Annotated in this window: 23 protein-coding genes and 1 tRNA gene; 13 read left to right on the top strand and 11 right to left on the bottom strand. The window is 55.2% G+C overall.

All coding sequences use genetic code 11. From position 1 onward, the window contains the following. Window positions 1-56 precede the first annotated feature (56 nt). From POR16_RS24255 to POR16_RS24235, 5 genes are all read left to right on the top strand, one after another. Window positions 57-2969 (top strand): aminotransferase, encoded by a 2913-nt coding sequence (locus tag POR16_RS24255; protein WP_122381268.1) that lies wholly within the window; start codon window positions 57-59, stop codon window positions 2967-2969. 312 nt (window positions 2970-3281) lie between these two features. Continuing rightward, window positions 3282-4160, top strand: a complete 879-nt coding sequence (gene aguB / locus POR16_RS24250) for an N-carbamoylputrescine amidase (protein WP_005896010.1) — start codon at window positions 3282-3284, stop codon at window positions 4158-4160. A gap of 5 nt (window positions 4161-4165) precedes the next feature. After that, complete coding sequence (gene aguA / locus POR16_RS24245) at window positions 4166-5272, top strand: agmatine deiminase (protein ID WP_005896011.1); 1107 nt, start codon at window positions 4166-4168, stop codon at window positions 5270-5272. Window positions 5273-5491: 219 nt separating this feature from the next. Then, complete coding sequence (locus POR16_RS26385; RefSeq protein WP_005896013.1) at window positions 5492-5698, top strand: hypothetical protein; 207 nt, start codon at window positions 5492-5494, stop codon at window positions 5696-5698. Between the two features lie 229 nt (window positions 5699-5927). Next, the gene (locus POR16_RS24235) at window positions 5928-7202 is read left to right on the top strand and encodes an OprD family porin (protein ID WP_005896015.1); all 1275 of its coding nucleotides are present in this window, start codon (window positions 5928-5930) and stop codon (window positions 7200-7202) included. A gap of 19 nt (window positions 7203-7221) precedes the next feature. Here POR16_RS24235 and POR16_RS24230 read toward each other — a convergent pair whose 3' ends face one another. Continuing rightward, window positions 7222-7716, bottom strand: a complete 495-nt coding sequence (locus POR16_RS24230; protein ID WP_024670252.1) for a hypothetical protein — start codon at window positions 7714-7716, stop codon at window positions 7222-7224. A gap of 160 nt (window positions 7717-7876) precedes the next feature. On the opposite strand from POR16_RS24230, the gene POR16_RS24225 reads away from it, so the two are divergent. Both POR16_RS24225 and POR16_RS24220 read left to right on the top strand, forming a co-directional pair. After that, window positions 7877-8425: a GNAT family N-acetyltransferase gene (locus POR16_RS24225; protein WP_005896021.1), complete on the top strand. Its 549-nt coding sequence runs from the start codon at window positions 7877-7879 to the stop codon at window positions 8423-8425. Window positions 8426-8539: 114 nt separating this feature from the next. Continuing rightward, the gene (locus POR16_RS24220; RefSeq protein WP_005896023.1) at window positions 8540-9013 is read left to right on the top strand and encodes a GNAT family N-acetyltransferase; all 474 of its coding nucleotides are present in this window, start codon (window positions 8540-8542) and stop codon (window positions 9011-9013) included. A gap of 10 nt (window positions 9014-9023) precedes the next feature. Here POR16_RS24220 and POR16_RS24215 read toward each other — a convergent pair whose 3' ends face one another. After that, a complete protein-coding gene (locus tag POR16_RS24215) occupies window positions 9024-9770 on the bottom strand; it encodes a hypothetical protein (RefSeq protein WP_042932937.1) in 747 nt (248 codons plus the stop codon). Between the two features lie 298 nt (window positions 9771-10068). Then, on the bottom strand, window positions 10069-10302 hold the full coding sequence (locus POR16_RS24210; RefSeq protein ID WP_080268066.1) for a hypothetical protein: 234 nt from the start codon (window positions 10300-10302) through the stop codon (window positions 10069-10071). Between the two features lie 550 nt (window positions 10303-10852). On the opposite strand from POR16_RS24210, the gene POR16_RS24205 reads away from it, so the two are divergent. Next, entirely contained in the window at window positions 10853-11332 is a 480-nt protein-coding gene (locus POR16_RS24205) for a hypothetical protein (protein ID WP_005896027.1), read from the top strand. Window positions 11333-12500: 1168 nt separating this feature from the next. On the opposite strand, the gene POR16_RS26910 is transcribed toward POR16_RS24205, so the two are convergent. After that, window positions 12501-12983: a helix-turn-helix domain-containing protein gene (locus POR16_RS26910; protein WP_005896029.1), complete on the bottom strand. Its 483-nt coding sequence runs from the start codon at window positions 12981-12983 to the stop codon at window positions 12501-12503. Window positions 12984-13140: 157 nt separating this feature from the next. On the opposite strand from POR16_RS26910, the gene POR16_RS24195 reads away from it, so the two are divergent. Next, complete coding sequence (locus POR16_RS24195; protein ID WP_005896031.1) at window positions 13141-13776, top strand: hypothetical protein; 636 nt, start codon at window positions 13141-13143, stop codon at window positions 13774-13776. Here the strand turns inward: POR16_RS24195 and POR16_RS24190 are convergent. Beyond that, window positions 13751-14326: a recombinase family protein gene (locus POR16_RS24190; RefSeq protein WP_005896033.1), complete on the bottom strand. Its 576-nt coding sequence runs from the start codon at window positions 14324-14326 to the stop codon at window positions 13751-13753. The genes POR16_RS24195 and POR16_RS24190 overlap by 26 nt on opposite strands. A 179-nt stretch (window positions 14327-14505) precedes the next feature. Here POR16_RS24190 and POR16_RS24185 point away from each other — a divergent pair, with 179 nt between their 5' ends. Then, on the top strand, window positions 14506-15999 hold the full coding sequence (locus POR16_RS24185) for an AAA family ATPase (RefSeq protein ID WP_147460289.1): 1494 nt from the start codon (window positions 14506-14508) through the stop codon (window positions 15997-15999). Window positions 16000-16093: 94 nt separating this feature from the next. Next, entirely contained in the window at window positions 16094-16858 is a 765-nt protein-coding gene (locus POR16_RS24180) for an AAA family ATPase (protein ID WP_147460290.1), read from the top strand. A 223-nt stretch (window positions 16859-17081) separates the two neighbouring features. On the opposite strand, the gene POR16_RS24175 is transcribed toward POR16_RS24180, so the two are convergent. Continuing rightward, complete coding sequence (locus POR16_RS24175) at window positions 17082-19040, bottom strand: site-specific integrase (protein WP_042932943.1); 1959 nt, start codon at window positions 19038-19040, stop codon at window positions 17082-17084. An 83-nt stretch (window positions 19041-19123) separates the two neighbouring features. After that, window positions 19124-19199 (bottom strand) — tRNA-Thr (locus POR16_RS24170). Between the two features lie 767 nt (window positions 19200-19966). Here POR16_RS24170 and POR16_RS24165 point away from each other — a divergent pair. Next, complete coding sequence (locus POR16_RS24165) at window positions 19967-20980, top strand: J domain-containing protein (protein ID WP_005896041.1); 1014 nt, start codon at window positions 19967-19969, stop codon at window positions 20978-20980. Between the two features lie 537 nt (window positions 20981-21517). Continuing rightward, a complete protein-coding gene (locus POR16_RS24160; RefSeq protein ID WP_005896043.1) occupies window positions 21518-21844 on the top strand; it encodes a DUF6124 family protein in 327 nt (108 codons plus the stop codon). A gap of 295 nt (window positions 21845-22139) precedes the next feature. On the opposite strand, the gene POR16_RS24155 is transcribed toward POR16_RS24160, so the two are convergent. From POR16_RS24155 to POR16_RS24140, 4 genes are all read right to left on the bottom strand, one after another. After that, a complete protein-coding gene (locus POR16_RS24155) occupies window positions 22140-23411 on the bottom strand; it encodes a methyltransferase (RefSeq protein ID WP_005896045.1) in 1272 nt (423 codons plus the stop codon). 1 nt (window position 23412) lies between these two features. Continuing rightward, on the bottom strand, window positions 23413-24102 hold the full coding sequence (locus POR16_RS24150; RefSeq protein WP_005896047.1) for an ABC transporter permease: 690 nt from the start codon (window positions 24100-24102) through the stop codon (window positions 23413-23415). Next, on the bottom strand, window positions 24099-24794 hold the full coding sequence (locus tag POR16_RS24145; protein WP_005896049.1) for an ABC transporter permease: 696 nt from the start codon (window positions 24792-24794) through the stop codon (window positions 24099-24101). Before POR16_RS24145 ends, POR16_RS24150 begins: the two co-directional genes overlap by 4 nt. Window positions 24795-24860: 66 nt before the next feature. Further along, window positions 24861-25625 carry an ABC transporter substrate-binding protein gene (locus POR16_RS24140; RefSeq protein WP_005896051.1) on the bottom strand — a complete coding sequence of 255 codons (765 nt, stop codon included), beginning with the start codon at window positions 25623-25625 and terminating at the stop codon, window positions 24861-24863. Window positions 25626-25630 lie beyond the last annotated feature (5 nt).

Below are 25630 nucleotides of genomic sequence, written 5' to 3'. Positions count from 1 at the left end.
CCCTTGCACCTACAGCCCTTCAATACTCACAGGTTCTTACAGACATTGAGGTCATGATGCCGCTCGCCACGCTTATCCGCCGTTCCAGCCTGCCTTGCCCTGAGGTCAGTCTTGATCAGGCGCTTCAATTGCTCGAACGTCATTACGCTTTGAGCGGCACCTTGAAGGCGCTGGGCAGCCAGCAGGATCGCAACTTTCTGCTCGAAACAGGCACGCGTCGCTACGTGCTGAAAATTTGTCACGGCGCCTATTCTCCGGCAGAGCTGAACGCTCAGCATGCAGCGCTGGAGCATTTGGCCAGCCACCTTGCAGTCAGCGTACCGGGGGTGATCCGCACCAGTGACGGCCAGTCGTTGTTGTCCATCGAGATCGACGGCAAGGCGGTGCATGCCCGCCTGCTGGAGTTCATCGACGGGCAGTCCCTGGGCCACGTCGGTCATTTGAGCCACGAGGTGGTGACGGCGTTAGGTGAGCTGTGCGCCCACTTAGACCTGTCGCTGGCTGATTTCGAGCATCCCGGCCTGGAGCGCATTCTGCAATGGGACCCGCGCCACGCCCATGCGCTGATCAAGCACCTGCTGCCGGTGATCAAGGATGCCGACGCCCGCGCCTGTGTGGCCGAGGCGGGGGATAAGGCCCATCGCCGTCTTCTGCCATTGATCCCGGCTCTGCCGATACAGGCCGTGCACCTGGACATCACTGAGCACAATGTCGTCTGGCAGCACAATAGCCATCGTCAATGGCAAATGCAGGGGCTGATTGATTTCGGGGATCTGGTCAGGACCTGGCGGGTGGCCGACCTGTCGGTGACCTGCGCCGCCCTGCTACACCATGCCGAGGGCGATCCGTTGTACATCCTGCCGGCAATCCGCGCCTACCATGCGCTTAACCCGCTGAAGGCCGAGGAGTTGCAGGCGCTCTGGCCGTTGATTGTCGCGCGTTCTGCGGTGCTGGTGCTCAGCAGCGAGCAACAGGCCAGTGTCGAGCCAGGCAATGCGTACATTCAGGCCAACCTTGCGGGCGAATGGAATATCTTCGACGTCGCTACTTCGGTGCCGATGGCGCTGATGGAAGCGGCGATTCTGCAGGCAGTGGGCATGGATTTCCCCGCTGTCGATCAGCCAGTTTATCAGCCGCTGCTGCCCGCTCTGCAGGGGCTCAGGCCGACAGTGGTCGACTTGGGCGTGCTCAGTGAACATTTCGTCGCAGGCAACTGGGAGCAGAGCGGTATCGATGAATACCTGCTCTCGCAAGCGGCGGGTGACGATGGCCTGGCCGCCAGTCGTTTCGGCGAATACCGGCTGTCGCGCACCCTGCCTGACTGCGCGAAAGAGCCCGAGACTTTCGCCCTGCATGTCGAACTGCACGTGCCCGCCGACACCGCGCTGCATGCGCCATTCGATGCGACGTTGCGTCTGACCGCCGACGCTGCGTTGTTACTGATCGGGGATGGAATCAATCTGAAACTGTGGGGCGTGCTGCCAGCTGCGGCGCTGCCTGAGCGGGTTGAGGCTGGCGCATTGCTTGGGCGCGGCGCTGGCTCGCTGCTGGTGCAACTGTGTAGCGCCGCAGACCTTAACCCGCCGCTGTTCACCACGCCTTCCCGGGCGGCAGCCTGGCGCAGCTTCTGTCTATCGCCCTCGGCCTTGCTCGGTTTCGACTGCGACGCACCAGCGCTTCAGGACCCGACCGCATTGCTGGCGCGCCGTGACGCCAGCTTCGCCCGGTCGCAAAAACACTACTATCAGGCACCGCCCCAGATCGAGCGTGGCTGGCGCAATCACCTGATCGACATGCAGGGCCGCTCTTATCTGGACATGCTCAATAACGTCGCCGTCCTCGGCCACGGTCACCCGCGTATGGCGCATGAAGCCGCTCGACAGTGGTCGCTGCTCAACACCAACTCGCGTTTTCACTACGCGGCAATCGCCGAGTTTTCCGAGCGCCTGCTCAAGCTGGCCCCTAATGGCATGGATCGCGTATTTCTGGTCAACAGCGGCACCGAGGCCAATGACCTGGCGATCAGGCTGGCCTGGGCCTACAGTGGCGGGCGCGACATCCTCAGTGTGCTGGAGGCGTATCACGGCTGGTCGGTGGCGACCGATGCCATTTCAACGTCGATCGCCGACAACCCGCAGGCGCTCAGTACGCGACCGGACTGGGTGCATCCGATGACTGCACCCAACACCTACCGCGGGCCGTTTCGCGGCGCGGACAGCGCGCCCGAGTACGTGCGCAGCGTCGATCAGGCGCTGACCACGCTGGCTGAGCAGCAACGGCAGGTGGCAGGCTTTATCTGCGAGCCGGTGTATGGCAACGCAGGCGGGATCTCCTTGCCACCAGGTTATCTGCAGCAGGTGTATCAAAAGGTTCGCGCTGCGGGTGGCGTATGCATTGCCGATGAAGTGCAGGTGGGGTATGGCCGCCTGGGTCATTATTTCTGGGGGTTCGAAGAGCAGGGCGTGGTGCCGGACATCATCAGCATGGCCAAAGGCATGGGCAACGGTCACCCGCTGGGGGCAGTCATCACCCGCCGTGAGGTTGCCGAGGCGCTGGAGGCCGAAGGGTATTTCTTTTCGTCGTCCGGCGGCAGCCCGGTCAGTTGCCGGATCGGCATGGCGGTGCTGGACGTCATGGAAGAAGAACAACTCTGGGACAACGCGCGGGAGGTAGGCGACCACTTCAAGGTGCGGTTGCAGGCGCTTGCCGACCAGCACCCGCTGGTAGGCGCAGTGCATGGCATGGGCTTTTATCTGGGCGTGGAACTGGTCCGCGACCGCCAAACTCTGGAGCCCGCTACAGAAGAAACCACACAGCTCTGCGAACGCCTGCGCGAACTGGGCATCTTCATGCAGCCGACTGGCGACTACCTGAACATCCTGAAAATCAAACCCCCGATGTGCACCACCCGCCAGAGCGTGGATTTTTTTGTCGATAACGTGTCGAAAGTGCTGCACGAGCTCGAATAGAGGACGCAGAGCGTCCAGAACGGCATGCCCACGCGGAGCATGGGCACGATAGAGCTGGCCGGACGCTATCGTTCCGCACGCTCCAGCGTGGGAATGCCTTGGGTTAGGCTCCGCGTCACACCCGGCCCACGGAAATGAGCGTAGTTATGAGTGGTAAGCAGATTAATATCGGCAAAATGTAAAAATATATCCAAGATATTCCAATTTTACGCTTTTAATGCCGATTTGTATCCGTTATAAAGGCGTTCATAATCGTCATTGCTCGTCTGCTATGGTGTTAAGTCCTTTGCAACCGCCCCTGGAGATATTTTCATGAGCCGTATCGTTTCTGTCGCTGCTACCCAGATGGCCTGCTCCTGGGATCTGGAAGCCAACATCGAGACCGCTGAAAAGCTGGTGCGCGAAGCTGCCGCCAAGGGCGCCCAGATCATCCTGATTCAAGAGCTGTTCGAGACCCCGTACTTCTGCCAGAAGCCGAACCCGGACTACCTGCAGTTGGCGACTACTCTTGAGTCCAACGTCGCGATCAAGCATTTCCAGAAGATCGCCAAAGAACTGCAAGTCGTGCTGCCGATCAGCTTTTTCGAACTGGCGGGGCGTGCGCGTTTCAACAGCATTGCGATCATCGACGCAGACGGCACCAATCTGGGCATCTACCGCAAGAGCCACATTCCGGACGGCCCTGGGTATCACGAAAAGTACTACTTCAACCCAGGCGACACCGGCTTCAAGGTCTGGCAGACCCGCTACGCGAAAATCGGCGTCGGCATCTGCTGGGACCAGTGGTTCCCGGAGTGCGCGCGCAGCATGGCGTTGCAGGGTGCGGAAATCCTTTTCTATCCGACCGCCATCGGCAGCGAGCCGCATGACAAGACCATCAGCTCCCGCGACCACTGGCAGCGTGTGCAACAGGGCCATGCCGGCGCGAACCTGATGCCGCTGATCGCCAGCAACCGCATCGGCAACGAAGAGCAGGACGGCTACGACATCACCTTCTATGGCTCGTCGTTCATCGCCAACCAGTTCGGCGAGAAAGTCGCCGAGCTCAATGAAGCCGAAGAAGGCGTCTTGGTCCACAGTTTCGATCTGGACGAGCTGGAGCACATTCGCAGCGCCTGGGGCACCTTCCGTGATCGTCGTCCGAACCTGTACGGCGCGGTCAAGACCCTCGACGGTTCGCTGGAGTCCTGATCGCCATGACCACGCTCAATAGCACGCCACGCGCCGATGGTTTCCACATGCCGGCCGAATGGGCGCCGCAAACCCAGGTATGGATGGTCTGGCCCGAGCGCCCGGACAACTGGCGCTTGGGCGGCAAGCCCGCCCAGGCTGCACACGTTGCCGTCGCCAAGGCCATCGCCCGCTTCGAGCCGGTGACGGTCGCGGTGTCTGCAGGGCAGTACGACAATGCCCGTGCGCGTCTGGACATGCCGAACATTCGTGTCGTGGAAATGAGCAGCAACGACGCCTGGGTGCGCGACAGCGGTCCGACTTTCGTCATCAATGACCGCGGCGAAGTGCGTGGCGTGAATTGGGAGTTCAATGCCTGGGGCGGTTTCGACGGCGGGCTTTACGCGCCGTGGAATCTCGACTCGCAACTGGGCAGCAAGGTGCTGGAAATCGAGCGCTGCCCACGTTACGCCACCGAAGGCTTCGTGCTGGAAGGCGGTTCGATTCACGTCGATGGTGAAGGCACGCTGATCACCACCGAAGAATGCCTGCTCAATCGCAACCGCAATCCTCACCTGACTCGTGAACAGATCGAAGCGGTGCTGAGCGATTACTTGGCTGTGGATAAGACCATCTGGCTGCCCTATGGCCTTTTCAACGACGAAACCGATGGGCATGTGGATAACTTCTGCTGCTACATCCGTCCGGGTGAGGTGTTACTGGCCTGGACCGATGATCCCGAAGACCCCAACTACTCACGTTGTCACGCAGCGATGAGTATTTTTGAAAACACTCAGGATGCTCAGGGGCGTTCGTTTATCGTTCATAAAATGCCGATTCCCGGTCCACTGTTCGCTACAGAAGGAGAGTGTGCTGGCGTTGATCAGGTGCATGGTAGTCAGGAGCGCAACCCATCGGTGCGTCTGGCCGGGTCTTACGTGAACTTTCTGATCGTCAACGGCGGCATCATCGCGCCGAGTTTCGATGACCCTATGGATAAGAAGGCTCGTGACATCCTGCAAACGCTGTTTCCAGAGCATGAAATAGTCATGGTGCCGGGCCGGGAATTGCTGCTCGGTGGCGGCAATATTCACTGCCTGACGCAGCAGCAGCCTGCTCCTCGTCACGGGTAATACTTCGTAACTAGTTGTATCTGGCACTAACCAACTGGTCCCGATATTGCTCTACTAAGCCCATCATCTGATGGGCTTTTTTTTGCGTTACTTAGTAACGCTGCTCATCAGATTTATCGGCAGTGGCAGTAAATCCGGCTGGCGAAATACCGTTTTATTAGCTTGACTGTCACATGGCATCAGTAGCTTTAGCCCCTCACGAATCAAGAGGTTTTCGTTATGAACGCAGGTATTAACGCGCAGTACGCACGTGGTTTGTCTGCTTCCCCGAGTAACGAGGCCCGCCAGTTGCTGGCGGATTGGTTAAAGAGAACCAAGCCTGCCAAAGCCAGGCCTGACGTACGCGCAATGCTGTTGCAGCGCTACCCGGCAGGACTGTTGAACGACGCGGAATTTGAAGCACTTTTCCGCGTGCTGACGGATTAGCCAATACGCAGTACGAGCGCTCTGGCCCGGCCATCTGCGCGTTTGACACCTTCAGGCGTCGGGACTAGGATTCGCGCCCCACTGCCTGTGGCTTGACCCCTTCTACGTGCATCAGTAGTCCACTGCGATTCTCGCGCGGCTTTCTATACTGCTTGTTCTGAGGCTGGAAGCCAGGACGCCCACCGGGCGTCGTCACAGCGTGTGTCAATTCGCAGATAAGGAAGACAAAATGCTGACCAAACGTATGGGCGTGCTTGCCTTGGGCATCATCAGCGCCAGTCAGGCCATGGCCGAAGGGCAGGCAGATTCAAAAGGTTTCGTCGAAGACAGCGGGCTGACCGCCCACCTGCGTAACGCTTATATCAACCGCGATTACAGGAACGACCGGGAAGACAAGTCCGAATGGGGCCAGGCTTTCATGGGCAGTTTTGCGTCCGGTTTCACCCAAGGCACAGTCGGGGTGGGCGTCGACGCGTTTGCGCTGTACGGCATCCGCCTGGATGGCGGCAAAGGGCGCAGCGGCAATGGTGGCATCGACTTCTTCAAGCAGGGCGACAGCGGCGCTGCAGCCGATGACCTGTCGCGCGCAGGTGCTGCGGTCAAAGCACGCTTCTCCAATACCGTCATCAAATACGGCGACCAGATGCCGCAATTGCCGGTGCTGAGTTACGACAATTCCCGTCTGCTGCCAGAGAGCTACACCGGCACCCTGATCACCTCCAAAGAGATCGCCGGGCTTGAAGTGGTTGCAGGACGTTTCACTCAGGAAGCGCGCAAGAGCGCCGAAGCTCGTGACAGCGGTGATCTGAAAAGCATCAACGTCTACGGCGCCAGCTACAAATTCACCGATGAATTCAGTGCTGCGTTTTACGCCTCCGACAACGAAGACGTGCTCAAGAAACAGTACGTCAACCTGAACTACGTCTTTGCCCTGCCGCAGGATCAGTCCCTGACCTTCGACTTCAACGGCTACAAGACCAAGCTGGATAAAGACTTCACCACCAGCGACGCGCGTGACAACAAGATCTGGAGCCTGGCCGCGACCTGGGCCGTGGGCATCCACTCCTTCACCCTCGCGCACCAGCGCAGCACCGGTGACATGGGCTACGCCTACGGCGGTTATCGCAACGATGGTGGTTTTGGTGACGGCGGTAACACCATCTACCTCGCCAACTCCTACTGGTCCGACTTCAACGGCAAGGACGAGCGTTCGTGGCAAGCAGCCTATGGCGTCGACCTCTCCGGGCTGGTCCTGTCCGGCCTGAGCTACAAGGCTGCCTACGTGCGCGGTGACAACATTGACGACGGCACAGCGGGCAGCGGCGACGGCACCGAGCGCGAGATATTCAGTCAGTTGACCTACGTGGTACAGAGCGGCCCGGCCAAAGACCTGTCGATCCGCCTGCGCAACTCATTCCTGCGTGTCTCCGACGACGCACAGGCGTACAACAGCGAGGGCAATGAAACGCGTATTTTCGTGGATTACCCGATCAACGTTTTCTGATGTGAGGGCGGCGCCTGACTCAGTCCGCAACCAACTGCACGAACACCGCAAAACCACCGAGGAAGATCCAGAAAAAGCTGAACAGCCAAGGACTGCGCTTGGAGAATAGCAAGGACTTTTTCGGCCCGGTTTCGCTGGACTCCCAATCGCTGAACAGCGGCGAGTCGTCATAGGTCAGCCCGATGACCGGTTCGCTGAGCAGCAGTTGCGCCTGCTTGTGATGCCAGTGCTGGATGATGTCGCAAGCCGCCCTAATGCCTGGCCAGGCGAACAGTGTGCTGAGCAGACCCAGCAAGGCCAGCATGGCCGGCACCACCAGCGTGAACATCGCACCCCAGGCGGGGTTCATGTTTGCCATCGAGGATGCGTAAGCGATCACCAGAAAAGACTGGGCCGACAAATAGGCGTTGGTACGGTTGGACAGATTGGTGGTTTCGTAATGAATTTCGCGCCGATAAAAGTCTAGCCGTTCCTTGGGCGAGCCAAATAATTTGACCTGCTGCTCATCCACCACACTTTGGGGTGTCTGATCCGTAATGATTCTGGGCACTGGGGTTTCCGATGTGTGAAAGATGATGGGTAGACCTGCTTCGGCCTCAAGCAGTTCGACTTAAAACCCCTGCATAATGGACCGTTCATCCTGTGAACACTGCTCAACGGAAAGGGCCATCGTCATGACAATCACCCCCACGCTGCACACAGATCGCCTTCTGCTGACGCCGCTGCAACTGGCGGATGCGTCAGCCGTTCAGCAGCTTTTCCCGTTATGGGACATCGTGCGATACCTGAACAACCGCGTCCCTTGGCCTTACCCGCAAGACGGCGCGCTGCGTTACATCCAGGACGTTGCACTACCAGCCATTGCGCGCGGCACGGAGTGGCACTGGATGATCCGCCTGCAGACCGCGCCCGACCAGATCATCGGCAGCATTACCCTCATGACCCACGCCGGCAACAACCGCGGTTTCTGGTTACACCCGGACTGGCAAGGCAACGGCTACATGAAAGAGGCTTGCTGTGCAGTCAATTGGCATTGGTTCGACACATTGGGCATGCCCCTGATGCAGGTGCCCAAAGCTGCGCCCAACGAAGCCTCACGGCGTATTTCGATCAATGAGGGCATGCGCAAGGTGAGCACGCACGAGGGTGAGTTCGTCGGCGGGCGATTTGACGTGGAGGTCTGGGAGATGACGCGGGATGAGTGGCTGGCGCGGGCGCTGTAGGCAGGCACGTTTGAACACATGGCCCCGCAGTTTCCCGAAGGTCGGAGGTGTATGGACCTGTTGTTTAAAACCCTGGGCCTACGTGATATTTACCCTGTGAATGGAGCGAAACGAATGTCGCTGATCCGCAAGACCGAGCCCGACATCATCCTGACAACGGTTCATCCCGGAGACTTTGACGCCCTGGTCGCAATGCGTATCGAAGCCATGCGCGACAGCCTGGAGCGCATTGGCCGGTTCGATCCGGTGCGCGCCCGAGAGCGTTTTCGGGAAGGCTTTTCAGCGCCAGATACCCGCTATATCGAGGTCGCCGAGAGCAGGGTCGGCTTCGTCGTCGTCAAGGCGCTCGCCGACAGCCTGTTGCTGGATCACCTGTACATCAAGCCCGGTGCGCAAGGGCAGGGCATAGGCTCAGCGGTGCTTCGCCAAGTATTCGCTGAAGCAGACGCAATGGCGTCAGCATTACGAGTAGGCGCGCTGAAAGAAAGCGACTCAAACCGGTTCTACATCCGCCACGGTTTTCAGCTCGTCGGGAGCGGCGAGTTCGACAATTACTACGTCCGCCCGCAACGTCTGCCAAGCCGCTGAGCAGTTGTGATCAACCCGCTGTTCCAGCCTTTTCAGCTGCACGCGCAGCAAGCATGGCTGCTTCCGTTTCTTGAGTGTGCAGCACGCCTTTGTAGGCCAGTTGATTGAAGAACATGCCATCCGACTGTTCTTTCGACGGCGTGGACGTCTTGGGAATAAACAGCGCGCCCAGGTCCAGCGAATCTGCGAAGTTTTCCTTGGTCAGGTTATAGCGGCCCAGATAACTCCCGCTCCAGGGCGAGTCGGCATCGACCATATCAATGGCCGTCTGCCGATAAGTGGCCGCTGCCGCTTTCAGCCCACTTGAAGCGTTCAGCAGTGTGTTCAACTGCTTGGTGTCCGCCTCACTCAACTCACCCGAACTGTTGGTCGCTTTCAGGTTGCCGTTCGCCTCAATCGTAAAGCCAAACTTCTTGCTGGCCAGATCAGGATATACAGACGCCAGCGTCGATTTGAACGCTTCATACGAAGTCTTCAGCGCCTCAGTCGAAGTCCTGTGTTCCGCCGCCTTCTGCGGGAGATCAGGCGCCTGAGAACGGCCAACCCAAGTATCGATCGCCACCATCGGCTCAGTAGCCGGAGCTTCAGTGCTGGGGTGATAAACAACAGCAGGCGTGGTGACAGGCGTATTGGCTGCGGCGTTCTTCAGCGCTTCTTTCTGCGCGTCAGTGAGCGGCTGCGGAGTAAGCGTCACGCCAGAGTTGGGCAGGGTGACGGCTGGATAGGTGTTGTTGCCGGGGGTTAGTGAGATAACCATTTCATCGATCCATGATTGCGGGGTTGTATGGAGGGTATCGACGGAGGTGGGGGTAGCTTTAGTGGCTATCAACTGGACGACGCAATCAAGCGCAGCGTAGAGCGACAATTCCCTGAACTCACTGGCGTCTATTACTTGCAGCGCCTCGCCCAGCTCGCTGCACACACTCATGGACCAACGCCTGTGACCGCCAACGCAGTTGCGACCAAAGCAGCGTTACTGGCAGCGAAGCTCAAGCCAGTAACGCTCTGAAAGGGTCTATTGCTCTGTTTTGTTGCCCAGAGTGCGACCCCGTCCTTTACCAGCAAATAGAGCCATCGCTGGTGCAATCACGAGGTCTTTTGCCGTTGTTTCGTGCTTGTAAAGGAAGCGCCTTGGAGCTGACGGCTCGGTACTTGTCTGCTCCCTGGACGGCTGTAGAAAGCGCAGCGTGTTTTGCTTCTGTTGCAAACGCAGTGCCTTGAAGGGTGATGACTGCGAAAGTTGTCAGTGCTAGCGCTTTCAACGCTGATTTTTTTGTGACGCTGTTCATAGTATTTCCTCTGCAGGGCGGAAGGTAAGCATTCAGTACGACTATGTTGCGTGTGGTGAATGGCGACTCATATGTCGCATGAATAACCCTACGGAGGTTTTGATAGTAAGGCCATTAGATGAAAAGAATTTCACTTAGGCAGCTTATTAATAGGCTGCCACCTTTAGTTTTTGGCAAGTAGTCAGCTGCAAATCACCGGAACAACAGCAGGCGCTTGAAGGATCGATTCCGGGTCAATCTTGGAAAATCAACTCTTTAAGCCCTACCGCTAACAAGTATCCTGCATGCGGACCAGTCAACCAGCTTTCCAGCCAATTCGCGGGGTACAGCCTGGCCTCATCTCAATCAGGACTCGCTTAGCGTTTCCAGGCTTTGCAGGCGAAGTCGAAGGACAAGTCATAGCGGCCGTGGAGCTGTATCAGGCGCGTATTTCACCAAAATCCAAGGTTTTAGAGTCCCCTACGAAAGTCGGATAGGGTGGTGGAACCGAATGTACCCCAAGCGCCACTTACCGCCGTCGACATACTTCATCTTAAGAGGTTCTATATAAATGGGAAATATGTGTGTAACTCGATCCGGTATGGCTAATCAGGTACATTCTCCAGACCGAGCCAGTAGCAGCTCAGGTGGCAACAATGGCATAACACCCGATCAATTAATTAGCGCAAGACATGCACTGAGTGAAGTGGCAGGCCTGCCCAGAGATGTACACAGCTTCATTAGTAGCCACAGTGCACCTGCGGATCTAAGAGATCGCCATAATACCCTCTTTCGAAATACAAGAACGGTACTCGACGCAGTAGATATTCATGATAGGAGCGTGAGGGGAGACATATCAGCCATATCAGACACCACCTCAGATCAACTGATGAGTAGCATTCAAAGCCTGAGATCCAAATGGGATGGATTACGTGCGGAATTACAGCGGGCCATGCCAGCGCGTGCCTCCTCAGGACAATATCGCGTAGCGGTACAACCAGGCGGGGCAAGGCAATTGTCGTCACTTACCCCTAGCCCTTATAGAAATTAATTATAAATCGAAGCCGTGGCCATCGACCGTGCGCATACGATGCCGTCAAGGCCCCGGCCCCTCAAACGTCGACGGAATCATGCGGAGCACAGAAGCTCCAACCTAAACTACTAAAGCGCGTAGCTGCTGCTGAAGGCCATGATCCCTGTCTACGCCGTACCGAACGATCCCCTAAGGTCTCGCGCTTTTGTTCATAAACGTGGGCAGCTGCGATTGATCTCGACGTTGGGGGGCACGTAAGGCAGGCTCGTTTGCTGGCCTTGTTACGTGGCGTGTTACGTATTGCGGACAAACAAAAGGCCTGCATCGCTGCAAGCCTTTGTTTTGTATGGTGCCGGCACCAGGAGTCGAACCCGGGACCAGATGTCACGTAAATCATTGGTTTTTAGGAATAAAGCTGTTTGATTGTAGGAGAAGTTTGTAGGAGGGGAAATGGAAGCCATCTCCTGCGCTGCGTTGCGTCACGGATGTCATCAGAACTGGACCTCCTAGAAAGGGCCGAAGCCTGTGAAAGCATTGGACGCGTTGTTTGCCGGCTGCCAGCGCCAATCCTTACACATGAATAAATCTAGTCATTTTGCTGTGGGGTCCTGCTTGGCTAGGCACCGGGATCTTCATTAATAGGTTGATTGGAAATGTCATCTTTGGTATAAATTTCCTACTCAGTGCTCTATCGGCACCCACACGTTCGGGCACTGTTTCAAAGCTGTGGAGACGCAGCGGACCCTAGAAGCACGACGTAGGGGTCATCGGTGGAGATGCCCAAGGCAGCTGAGACCGAGTCGAGCGCAATGCCATTAGAAACCTGAGACGTCTTATATTGGTGATTGTGAAAGCTCAGCTACAGACGTCAGAGAAACTCTATACGGATGGCGATACCATTCGGTGGATCTGAAGGAAAACTCCCTAACCTGTTCGTCTGAACGGGGTTAGGGGGGATACAACCTTCTCTACCGGATGGCTCACTCAAATCAAAAGCTATACGTCAGAAACGTGTAGCTTTTTTCGTTTCTAGAGTGACAATTTTTGATGCCATCAAAGGCGACTGTAGCCCATGAAAAATAAGGGCTTCAGCCAAATCCGTGAGTCGTCTTTTGAAACGAAACGCTACCGTCACGCACAGGTTTTGAGGGTTTATTCGTTTCAGAATCAACTCCCCTCAAAAGTGCTAGCGAGATCGACCTTTAGCGGGTTTCAGCTTCCGCCAATGAACTGCTGATACCAGTCCCCAATTTCCTGAAACGTTCGGGCGACGCCATTTGGCGACTGGCATTTTTCTAAGATGCGCCAGCGCTTCTTCAAATGAGCCAAGCCGAAGCTCGGCAGATTTTTCGCCAACCCGAAATGAGCCGTCTCGCGGACTGGCTAGTCCCGGGTTGAAACAAGTTCCATCCTCGGCATAAGGGACCTCTACGGCGTCGTATGAAGTCGCTGGTTCAACGATCTCAAAAAGCGCGCCCGCATCTACCCCTAAGGCCTCCGCGAGCACCTGAATCGCGTCGAGAGAAGGGTTAGCCCCTCCGCGCTCAATGCGACTCATGTAGCTGCGTGCGATTGAGGCATGGTCAGCGAAAGCCTCTTGGCTCATTCCAGAAGCAATCCGGAGTTCTCTGACTCTCAATCCAAAACGTTTGCGCAGGGAAGTTTTCATCCCGCAGATTTGGCGGCGATGTAGACTGATAGGCCACGCTCTAATCGGAACTTTTCAAACCTAGCGGGGGCGTTGCCTGTCTTGGTTATGGCTAAGCAGGCGCTCAAAGGATGCAGTCGTGTTGCCGGTTAGGCAGTCAAAAATAGGGAGATGGGTTATGCAGTTCTTGATGAAGCTTGCTGGCATTGTTGGTTTTATCATTGTCGTAGGGAATTCGATAACGAGGTGTTCTGACGATGGGGACGTATCCAGGATTCCCGCCGCTGACGTGCCTGCTCCCGCCGTGAGTGACGCTCCGGTATACGCAGCTGTGTCGCCTGATATGACGGAAGCTTTGCCCGTGACCCCAGAGGAGGAGAACGATTGCTACACAGACGTATCTCCACCACTGAGAGCGTTAATAAACGATATTGGTGCTTGCGATTTGGAAACAGCTTTGCGTCGGCACAACAGTTCAGTGCTCTCGGTTATTCCAGCGAAAGGATTCAAGGAAGGGGTGGCAGGAGTATTTAAGAAGTATCACTTGCATGTGAATCAGAATGCGGATGTCGAATGCTCGGACTTGCCTTTGGTGAAAATCGAGCCAAGGCCCGGGTGCGTGATTCTTATCCATGTCAGTCGCGTGCGAGATTCGGGCAAATACTCCGAATTGGCTGGATGGTCCGCCTTGTGGTTCCGAGGCGTTGGTGATTCTGCATTTAAACCTATCAGCCCTTTCGCAGAGCACCTTTCGACCTCCAATGACTCGATGTTAAAGGTCGGCGGTTTCATGGAAGCATCTGATCGACCCTGACTCCCGCTATAGTCGCTCGTGAGACCCCGTATAACTTCGATAGGGCGCTAACACTGGCGCCCTTGCTCAGCGCGGCTGTGATTTCCGAACGTTGCTTAGGCGTCAGCTTAGGCGGTCTGCCAAGCACTCTCCCTTCTGACCGTGCCCGGGATAGTCCGGCTTGAGTCCGTTCAATCAGTAAGTCCCGTTCCATTTCCGCCACCGCTGCAAGCATTGACAGCAACAGCTTCCCAGCTGGTGAGGTTAAGTCAGTTGAGCCCAACTGATGGACCACTACCTTGATGTTTCTAGTCCCCAGATCTCTGACAGTTTGCAGCACATCTATTGCGTCCCGACCGAGTCGGTCCAGCTTTGCTACAAGCAAGGTCTCTCCGTCACGAATCTTGGAAAGCAAATCCTTGAACGCTGGCCGCTGACTGGACGCTGACTTACCGCTGATGGTGTCTGCAAACCAGTAGTCAATTGCCCAACCGGCACCGGCGAGCTCTAGTCGCTGGTTCTCTGAGTCCTGCGATGACGTTGAGACACGTCCGTAACCAAAAGTGGCCATCTGCCTATTTCTCCTGTAGGAATACGATGTCGAAAATAGGATGGCCTGTCAGAAAAGCCAAGGCTAATTTCCTGACAGGGAAGGGCGCCCCCCGTTAGACGTGCCGGAAAACGGTCGTTTTCTGTCGTTTGCGCGGAAGAGCACTCTAATTATGTAGTTGAATTTCTCGGAGCAGGGATGTGCTAAAACGAATATCAAAAATACAGAACGTAGGCCGTTTTCGAAACTGCACCTCTGGTCGAGTAGAGTTTAACAAAATCGCCATAATGTTTGGTTTGAATACATACGGTAAGTCTACGCTAAGCGATATATTTACCAGTCTGAAAGCTGGGCACTCAGGACCTATAAAGAAGAGGTTATCAATTCCTCTTGATCAGGCTGATCAGGAGGTTGCACTCAGCTTCCAAGAGGAGGGGCAAAGGGAAGTCGCTGTAATATACAAGAATGGTAACTGGCAGGCTCAGCTCCCTGCGTCGTTACGACTACATGTTTTTGATGATGGCTTTTATCATCAAAATCTATTTGCAGCCAGAGCGTTTACCCGACAAACAAAGGAGCAATTCAGTTCTTTTGTCCTCGGCGCGGAGGGCGTGGAGAAGGCTAACTTAATTGCTGAGAAAAATAAAGCAAAGGGGGAGGCGCTTAGAGCCAGAAACAAGCTCACAAAAGATGCGTTCAGTGATGTTGCTGACATACATAAATTCATTGCTCTCAAAGTGCATGAAGGCAAAGACCAGCTCGAGATTAATAGAGATCAACTGCGAGATGAATGGTCTTCCATATCGAAACAGAAAAAACAGATTGAACAAATTCTCGCACGGGAAATTTTAAAGCCATTGCGGAGTGACAATACTCTGAGTGTGAGCTTTGATGAACTGAATGATGTGCTTGTAAGGACTCACGAAGGTGTTCATGAGGAAGCTAAAAAAGCTGTATCTCATCACATCGAGAAATGCTTTAAGGAAGTGCAGGGAGCAGAGGCTTGGATACGCCAAGGGTTAAATCAGGCTCAAGGTGAAGAGTGTTTGTTTTGTGGGCAAGCGCTCGGTGATTCGGCAAATAATTTAATAGATTTTTACAGGCTTAGTTTTGATGCGGGCTTTAGGTCGCATCAAGAGTCTGTGTCGCGCATACTTGATCTTAATGGCGGAAAAATTAATAGCTTTGAGCTTTCCGGAATAAGGCTGCTCATTGAGCAAAATGCTAAGGTTAGATTGTCATATCCGGAATTGGCCGAGCAGCCGTTGTTTCAACAATACTCCGAAGCAGTTCGTCAAGAAGAGGAAAGTTTAAATTCCATTGTAGACGGTTGGGTAGAAGGTTACGCCCGCACTCTCTCATTGGTTAACAGCCTTATCGAACAGAAGAAGGCAGCTCCTCAATTAGCGCTCGAAATGGTGGATTTTGGTGATTGGAAAGAAACTCTTGAATCTCTAGGCTCAGCCGTAGAAAGATACAACTCATCGACGAAGCTTGTTCACGAGGTCATTCGTCAGTTCAGAGATGGACTAAGTCATGAGTCTCTTTCAGAAAAACTGACGAAGCTAAAAGCCTCCGGTGACGATGTTAACCTGAAAATAAAAAGACTGGAAAGAGTCGTGCAGTGTGATGAATGGCTGCGACTTAATAAGGAGGATAGCGATTTAGGGGAGGAGCTTCCCGAAGCTTCTTGAGCAGCTTAGACGCGAACAAAGCGACTTCATTGACTCATTCTTTGATCGAGTGGATAAGTGCTTTGTCGATTTTGGCAGTAAAGACTTTAAGTTAGTGAAAGGTATAGATAACAGAGGGAATACCCCTATCTACTTTCTTAAGGTTTTGTTTAAAAATAACTTGATCGCAGAATCTAATATTGACAGGGTCTTTAGTGAGTCAGACCGTAGAGCGCTTGCCTTATCGGTTTTTTGGGCTTCTTTGATAGGTCAGACCGATGCTGAGCTGGCCGGATCTATTGTAGTATTCGATGACCCTGTAACCTCTTTTGACTCCAATCGAGTTGGGTCAGTCCATCGAGGCATTATCAATCTTGCCACTGAAGTTCGGCAGGTAATAGTTCTGAGTCACTATGAGCAGGGAGTGGCAGACTTATTGGTTAAACATAAGAAAAATAAGCCGCTCAGTTTCTGTATGATTGAAAATATTGGGAGCGAGTCGTCAATATGCATAGCCGATATAGAAGATTTCATTAAAACGGATCATCAAAAGAAGCGAGACGAGATTTTTAGATTCATTGAGGCAATTGCACCTGGGTGCGGCTCAGGAGATTTGAGGGTGTTCTTGGAGTATGAGCTTGATCACCGGTTTGCTAAGCAAATGTCGGAATACAAACTAGGCATTCTTCCTCTCGGGGAGCGTATTGACGGTTTATTTGATCATGGATGTGTTTCATCTGATGTAAAGGATGCGTTACATGCTTGGCGAGAGGATCTAAACCCAGCTCACCACCTTTGGACTGGAAACAATATTGAAGATCAGAGAGAGGCAGCAAGCCGATTTATGACCTTTGTATATCATGGTCTAAACGGGCTGTAGTGTTAACTTCAGTTGGGAGCATACCCTGATTCCAGTATTTTATTGTTCTGACATAGCGAGCTGGCCTGTTCAGGGCTCAGCTCGAATCGATGTCCGGTCGCCTGGCACTGGTAAATATGCTGAAAGGTTTTTTCAGATCTTGGTAGAACTCTAGGTCAGTCAGCTCCCCTCTCTCGAGAGCCAACGCAGCTTGAAGAAAATACTACTGCCGTGACCACTAGATTCAGGTCTGCTGAATAGCGATTTTTTCTTTTATAAATAAAGCATCGCGAACAGCGTCAAGACCGTCCTGAACCACAAATTTTTTGATGGGTGGGAGCGCAAAAAATAACGGGTCTATATATTGTTTTAACTGATCAGCGTCCCGGTCTTTTCTATAGCGGTTTGCTGTTTCCGTTATTCCTCTTACATGGCCGGCGAGCTGAGCCTGAATAGTCGGCGGAGTATCGAGCTCGTCAAGCGCCGTAATGAATCCATGGCGGAAGCTATGGAAGCTAAGTTTTCCATCACGGGGGATTTTAAGCTTCTGTCCAAGAAAGCGCTCGTTGAACCGAGTGCCAGCAGGTTTCCCATAACCCTTGATTGCATTGTGGGCGAGTTCGGGAAATAGGCGGTCATAACCAGAGTCTTCAAGGGCAGCCACATATTTGGGCAAACCTAAATCTACAAGGTGAGGGTGCATGGGGACAGTCCGCTTCGAGTTTCTATTTTTAAGCATTTTGTCAGGCGTTTTTTTCTCAGCAGTAACGATGGTTTTTCCTTCAGAAACTTCCAGTGTTATATCGAAATAGTAAACACCGGAATCACTTATTTTAATATCATCTAAAGTAAGTTGTGCGATTTCATTGAGTCGAGCGCCAGTGTAAATTCCCAGCAGTGGTAGCCAATAATGATGCGGTCTAAAGTGATGGAACCGCCCCTGCTTGTTCCTTTCACCGGTGCCTGTTAAGAACCAACTGGCCGAAAATATTTTAGTAAGATGTTCTATCTCGAACCGTGAGCGTTGGTCTTGGTCCCGTATTACACTAGTCGGTCGTTCTAATATGTTCTTCGCGGGATTGTGGGTAAGAATCATTTCGTCCTTGGCCCAAGTAAACATGCTCGACAGCGACTTCATATAGTCGTTTACGCTTGTTAGCGATAGCCGGACTTCGTCGTTCTGCTCTGCCAATATTAGTAATTGGTTTGCGTCACTTGTGCCGTGGCGAATGCTAGCGGCGTTCCGGTCGGCGGGCATGTTTTTTAGCTTCCGCGTGTATTCCCGAACCAGCTCTCGGCTCAGCGCTCCCAGTAATGGATCTTTCATAAGTTCCACAAAAGTCCGGCAGTGGCCCGCCATCTTGTTCTGTTGCCCCAGCCCCCAGCGCACCTTCTTGGATTCTAGAAACATCGCCATCAATGACGACGTTGTTTGCATTGCCCTTTTTGGTCCGCAGCACTCGGGTGGCAGGCTCGCCGTAATTGCTGACTCTGACGCAGTAAAGCCAAGTGGTCGAGCGATGCCCCCAGTTGATTCTAGAGCCGCCGAAATTGGGCCAGTTATCAGTCTCTGTGCCTGCATCTTCGACATCAATACGTTGCTTGCGGTGAGGCGAATACCGGGGAGGTCAAAAAAAGCTGCTGCTCTACTTCGATTTGGTATACGGAAGACCTCTTCATCGCAGAAACCACTTTCGATAATGCCAAGAATCACCCGGCGAGCAGAAAACGGTCTCAGAAAGCGGTTGAAGGTGTGGACCTCCCCAATCTCCATTGCGTTGTCCAGAACAAAACCGCCGGTGTCAGCTTCTCGTTCGACTCCAAGAAAGTCATGAACAAGAAATCCTGGTTGTGAGTTCGCTGCATATGCGACTGGCAGGTTACTATTTAATATTTCCCTCAGCAGGAAACTAACCTCTAATCCTGATCCCGCGCTTAGCTCACTAATGCTGATCACTCCTTTGCCAGTCAGGAGAGTGCCGATGTCAACAAGCTTATGGTTATCCACTTCCAACTCGCTAAGGCAAGCGTGCCAATCACGCTGGAACCGGCATGCTACAGCCTTCGCCGCGCTCCGATCAGTAGCACGTGTAGAAATATGAATTTCGTTTTGCCCGATTTGCTCCCGGTAGCGAATCGGCACGATGATGCGAAGGACGTAGATGCCGCTTTGTCTGCGGTAAAGGTTGTCACGTTGAGACACGTCGTAGCCCTGTGTAGGACCTACGTGACCCAAAAACAAAAAATCACCGAAATCCGCAAGGAAATCAGTGATTTATGTAGTAATGGTGCCGGCACCAGGAGTCGAACCCGGGACCTACTGATTACAAGTCAGTTGCTCTACCAACTGAGCTATACCGGCGTAATGGGCTGCGAGTATATAGCTTCTGATGCGCTTGTAAACCCTAGCTGTCTGATTCAGTTGAAAAAAATCGACCATTGGTGCTTTGAGTGGGACTTGGGCGCAGCGCGACGCAGGACGTTTCCTTTGGTTTATGGGGATTGGTCTGTTTGGTGCGTGTGAGCGCTGTGGTATTGGGCGCGATTTTGTCGCTCTTTATTGAGGACTTCGGCGCTGACGGGTGGGGGATTTTAACCTGGCTGGGCAGACCGATGCGTGCGGCGCTGATGGCTATCTGGCGCATCAACAGATCATGATCAGGATTGCCCGTTTTCAGGCTGTTGCGCGGGATGGGGGCTTTGCATAGGCTTGTTCTCAACGGCCCGGGCTACTGAGTCAGTAGTGCAGGTCGTTGGCTTTTCAGCCAGCAGATAAAGGATTATCTGATGAGTGATGCGATGGATCGTAACCAGGCTTGGGGTGTTGTTTGCCACACGCGGGTCATTCGCTGAAGGGTTGTTGAAGGATATTTGTATCAGTGTCTGGCCCTTTCGGGCTGTGCGCAAGGTGGGGCTGAGGATGGGGGTCTGAATCGCATGAATGTGCGTCTGGATGCTCGCGAAGGCTCCATCAATGTCAGGGAATGCCCGGGTCCTGTGGATCCGGGTATTTTTCTGTGTGGTGCTTTCGTTTGTGGGGCGCGGGTGTGGCATTTTTGCTGGAGTTTGGGTTTTTGTGGCCGATACAGTTGTATCAAAAATGGCAGTCGGCCATGGACAGCAAGTGCAATGCAGAGAACGCCCACGCATTACGAGCTGCTGAGTGTTGCTCGCGATGCCTCTCCTGAGCAGATCAAGAAGGCTTATCGCAAGCTGGCGCAGAAGCTGCACCCGGACAGGAATTCCGATCCCTATGCCTCGGACATGATGGGCGTCGTCAATGCGTCCCATGATGTGCTATCGCATGCGGGCAAGCGTGCGGCGTATGACGCGCAGCTGGCTGCCGATGAGTACAAGGCTCGTGCTGACGCTGCTCGTCGCAGGCAGGCGCAGGCAGTCAAAGGGCAGACTGTGCATGTTTATGGCTCGGCGGCTGCGCATGGCTCTGTTGCGCCTCAGCGCACGGTTCAGCCTGGGGCGGCTGGCAAGGCTGCTCTTTCTTCTAAATCCCCCTCTAGTGGCAAGCGTCGCCGTCATGTGTTGCGTTGGGCCTTGCTGTTCGTGGTGTTTTGCGCAGGTGGGGCGTGGATGGGGTATGACCCTGATGCGGGCAAGTCATTTGCGCCGCCTGAGCCTGTGCCGGTTGCGCAGACGTGGGTCAAGCCTTTGCCTGCTGTTGCCGTTGAGCCATCTGTGGCCAGCCCGGTAAAGACGGTTGATCCTGTGGCCTCCGAATGTGAGTTACCTCGGCTGGATCCGATGGGCGAGCCTTGGCCGGACAAACCGGGGTATCTGAAGGGTATGCCGTTGCTCAAGGACAACGGCTGGTCGCAGATCACTGTGGATAACTCGGCCGGGGATTCGGCGGTGTATGCCAAGGTCACGGATGCGGTGGGGCGCAGGGCGTTTCGGCATGCGTATGTGCCTGCCGGGGCGGTGTTCAGTTTCGCCAAGATGGACCCTGGGCTGTACCTGCTCAAGTACCGGATGCTGAATACGGGCTGCGCGTTTGCGTCGGGGCGTATTTTGCTGGAGGAAACGCCGATGGGCAGCCAGATCAAGTCCAGTGCCTACAAGCTGACGTTGCGCAAGTTGCAGAACCGCAGTGTGCCGTTTACGCGTTTGAAGGATGATCAGTTTTAAAGGGCATTGCCCGTTCGGTGTCTGATGGACGCGGCTTGGTGCGTCTATTTACCTTACTGTCGGTTCCCGACAGATCGTGGACAAGTCCACTCCTGTTGCCTTCAGCCAGGATTCCGGGCGTTGTGTGCTGATGTCATCCGCTCAGTCTTCGTGAAGAAGTTCGCTCCCACAGCGTTTTGCGCACGTGGTCTGAGATCATCTTTTGCAATGCTTCAGGCGGGTTTTTGCAGGTTTGGTCTCTTTCTTTTGAAGGACATTTCCGAGAGAATCCCCGACCGCTTGCGCCTCTCGATCTGTGCTTCTACTCTCCGTCCGTCGCCGCACATCAGCGATCGGGTTTAGTCGCCCGGATTTGAGTTAAGGCGTATCGCGTCGCTGTCACGTACAGGTTTTCTTCCTGCACTCTATGGCGGCTGTGCGTAAGGGCGCCTTCGGGTGCGCCGGTCTTAGCTCCCGGTCGACTAACCTTCGTACAGCTGCCACCTCAATCGTTTAGTCGCGACCAAGTGGCAGTTTCCATTGAGGAGAGAGCTAAGCATGGTCAAAGTAACCCCCGATCCGCCCAACAGGCCGCTCAGTAATGCGCCTGTCATGGACAAAGCTGTCGTCAAGCGTGCCATGGCATGTTACCTGCCGACTTCCCGGCCAGCCAAAGAACCGCACGACGGCAAATTTGACTTTATAAGCCTGGAAGCGACATTGATTCATGCACTGGACTTTCTCCGATGTGCGTCGGCCACTGCTCACGAACTTGGCGATGAAATGGAAGGCTCGCAGCGGGATCTGGCGTTCGCCTCCGTGCACATGATGGAAATGGCCAAAGTCATGGTCGAGCGTTCGCTGGAGTGCGTGGAAGAGGCCTGACACATCCTGTCAAAATGATCGTGTGCAGGCTGCAACCTGTACACGATTCAGCCCTGCTACAAGCCTGTGCCAGAGCCTTTACCAAATCTTTATGCACAATTGGCCTATAAAGATTTGCGTGCGTGGCCAGATATGTGCAAGAGCATTGAAAGTGCCGCAAAGCACTGTTTTTGCGGGCATTGAGAAGTATGGCGAGAAAAAATCAGGGGCTTGATTAACTGGCGCGCCAAGCTTTAACGCGCTCATCCACATTTTCATCAACAGACTTATCCACAGGTTACTCGCGTGTTTTGCCTTACGATTTTCTTGCCAGAATCAGCAGGTTGCGAGGGGTAAGCTGGCTGTCACAGAAAGCGCCAACGCTGACGCTATAACCCTGTTCTTGCACATACATCGCCCTGTCCAGCACCAACCAGACTTCCAGTGGACGCCGAAACAGGTTTCGCAGCAGCTCCAGGTTGCGCACTTCGGCCAGTCTTTTCCAGCCAGCAGCTTCCAGGCAGGCCCAGTCCTGCTTGCCTGGGGTCGGCACATGCTTGAGCCTGGCCAAATGACCGCAATAATCAGCGTAAGACTCGTCCAGCCATGATGCAGGCAGCGACGGCGTGGGCAGGTACTCATCAACGCCACGCAAGCTGCGCTGTAGCAGGTCGAAGCCCAGGCGACGGGCCATCGATGTATCACGCTGGCGGCGCACGCGAGCGCCTGCCGTGACGGTTTCACTCAAGGGCAGGCCCAGTTCGTCTCGCGACAGTTTCAGCCCTGACGCCTTGCCCTCGCTGGACAGCGGCTGATAGTGCTCCTGCTGGGTGCGGTTGTAACAGCACGGCGCGATTGCGATATGCCGGCAACCGGTCTGGCTGGCCAGCTCCATCAATTGAATGTGCAGGTCACCGCAGGCGTGCAACGCGACTGGCGTGTGATGCGGTTGCAGGCAGCGCCAGGCGTCATCGGCCATCACGTCCTGCAACACATGACGCGCCTCGATGCCTTGTCGGGCGCTGAGGGCAAGGCCCGCCTTGATCAGCGCCGGGTCTTGCTCCAGGCAGGTCAGGCTCTGGCCGTGCCCAGTCAGGCGCCGGCCCAGATGGCCTTTGCCTGCGCACCAGTCCAGCCAATGGGTCGCGCTGTCGCGCATGTCGAGATGGCTGGCGAAGGCTTCGATCTGCTGCCATTTGCGCCCCGGCACATCGACGCTCATGCGCGCATCGACCGACGCCAGCGGGTAAACCGGTAGCTCGGCGACGTGGCTAAGCGCAACAGCTTCGCCAGCCAGTTGCGCGAACGGGAAGGGCGCGTCGAGCCGCTCCGGGTGATTGTGTGCGGCGTCGGCCTGTTCCAGTGTGCGTTGCCGCAGCCACTGCGCCAGCTTGGGGTATTTGCTTTCCCACGGGAGGCGCAGGTGGGTGAACGGCTTGGGTCGCCACAGGGCCTGATGCGCGAACAGGAAGCTGTCCAGCGCACCGAAGTGGCTGCCGAGGTGTTCATCCTGCAAGCTTGGGGTTGCTGGCATATCGATAGTTTCGCGTGACAAGGTGCTGGTTGGGTCAACGCCAGCACCTTTCATATCAGCGTCCCTGGGTTGCGTCTACGCGCAATAGCTTTTCCAGCAGGCGAAAGCCTTGCACCAGCACGAAGGTCATGACGAGGTAGAACATCCCGGCGGCGAAGAAAATCTCCACCGGCATGTAGGTGCGGGCGATGATGGTGCGCGCCATACCGGTCAGTTCCAGCAGCGTAACGGTGCTGGCCAGGGCGCTGGCCTTGAGCATCAGGATCACTTCGTTGCTGTAGGCGGGCAGGCCTATGCGGGTGGCGCGGGGCAGGACGATATAGAACAGCGCCTTCCATTTCGACATGCCCAGCGCTCGCGCGGCTTCGACTTCACCTACCGGCACGGCCTGAATGGCGCCGCGCAGGATTTCCGCGATGTAGGCGGCGGTGTGCAGGGTCATGGTGATCACGGCACACCAGAACGGGTCGCGCAGGTAAGGCCACAGCGGCCCCTGACGTACCACATCGAACTGTGCAAGGCCGTAATAGACCAGAAACAGCTGCACCAGCAGCGGGGTACCGCGGAAGAAAAAGATATAGGCGTAGGGCAGGGCGCGCACCGACCAGAGCCGGGACGCGCGGGCGATGCCCAGCGGGATGGCGAGAACAAGCCCGGCAATGACAGCAATGGCCACGAGCTCCAGGGTCAGGGTCGCGCCCTGCGCCAGCCGTGGCAGCCACTTGATGATGACTTCCCAGTTCATGTCGCACTCCTAAGAAAGCCGCGCCCGGCGCGTTTTTCAAGGAAGTACATACCGATCATGGCCAGTACGGTCAGGCACAGGTACATGACGGCGGCAACCATATAGAACGTGAATGCCTCTCTGGTAAAGCCGACGGCGATCTGTGCGTGACGCATGATTTCCTCAAGGCCGATCACCGAAACCAGCGCGGTGTCCTTCATCAGGATCATGAACAGGTTGCCGAGACCGGGCAGCGCAATGCGCCACATTTGCGGCAGGACCAGTTTGAACAGGATGCGCGAGCGTGACATGCCCAGCGCCAGTCCTGCTTCTCGGTGGCCTTTGGGTATCGCCAGAATCGCGCCGCGAAACACTTCGGTCGCGTAGGCGCCAAAGCATATGCCAAGGGCAATTACCCCGGCAGCGAAAGCGTTCAGGGCCAGGTCCGGTATGCCGAACAATTCGCCCAAGGCGCGCATGCCGTTGACGGTGCCGAAGTAAATCAGCAACACCCAGAGCAGTTCTGGAACGCCGCGTACTAGCGTGGAATAAGTACCGCCCAGCCATCGCAGCGACGCGTAGGGCGAAGTTTTGGCCAGGGCGCCGAGCAGCCCGAGTATCAGGCCCAGGCACAGGGCTGCGAGTGCAAGCTGGACAGTCAGCAGCGCGCCAGCCGCAAGGGCCGGGCCGAATCCGTGGAGATCAATGTTCATGGGCAGGCTTTATCGGGACCGGTCGCCGCGCTTCGGCTTGAAGCGGCGGCGACGCTGTCAGGTGAATCAGAGAATGCTGAAAGGGAAATACTTGTCGTTGATCTTTTTATAGGTGCCGTCAGCGATGATTTCTTTCAGGGCAACATTCAGACGCTCGCGCAACTCATCATTGCCCTTGCGCACGGCGATGCCGATTTTGTCGTTTTCCACAACAGGCTCGCCCTTGAACTCGAAGTTCTGACCGGCCTCGCTTTTCAGCCACTCGTAGCTGGCGTACTTGTCGGCCAGCATGGCGTCCATACGACCAGCCACCAGGTCAAAGAACGCGTTTTCCTGAGTGTCGTAAAGTTTGGCGTCCATGATGCCGAGCGTGTCTTCCAGCCATGTGCTGGCCAGTGTCGAGCGCTGTGCGCCCACTGATTTGCCGGTCAGGCTTTCCTTGGCTTTTTCAATGGACGAAACATCAATGGATGACGTCTTGGGGGCCACGAACTGCAGCTTGTTGGAGTAGTACGGGGTGGTGAAATCAACCATTTTCTCGCGCTCTTTGGTGATCGACAGCGACGAGATCAGGAAGTCGAACTTTTGGGCATTGAGGGCCGGAATGATGCCGTCCCAATCCGACGTCACGACCTCGCACTCGACCTTCATCTTGGCGCACAGGGCGTCACCGATCTCGCGATCAAAGCCGACAACTTGTCCGCTGGCGTCCTTGTTGTTGAAGGGCGGGTAAGCGCCTTCGATGCCCATTTTCATTTTTTCGGCGAGTACACTGCCGCTGAAGGCAAGAGTGGCTGCCGCGATCATCAAGATCTTTTTATACATCTGCATGGGGT

This window comes from Pseudomonas coronafaciens pv. oryzae str. 1_6, assembly GCF_000156995.2.
Classification (GTDB): domain Bacteria; phylum Pseudomonadota; class Gammaproteobacteria; order Pseudomonadales; family Pseudomonadaceae; genus Aquipseudomonas; species Aquipseudomonas tremae.
Note: the sequence above shows the minus strand (reverse complement) of the source record. Positions and strands in the feature narration are given on the sequence as shown.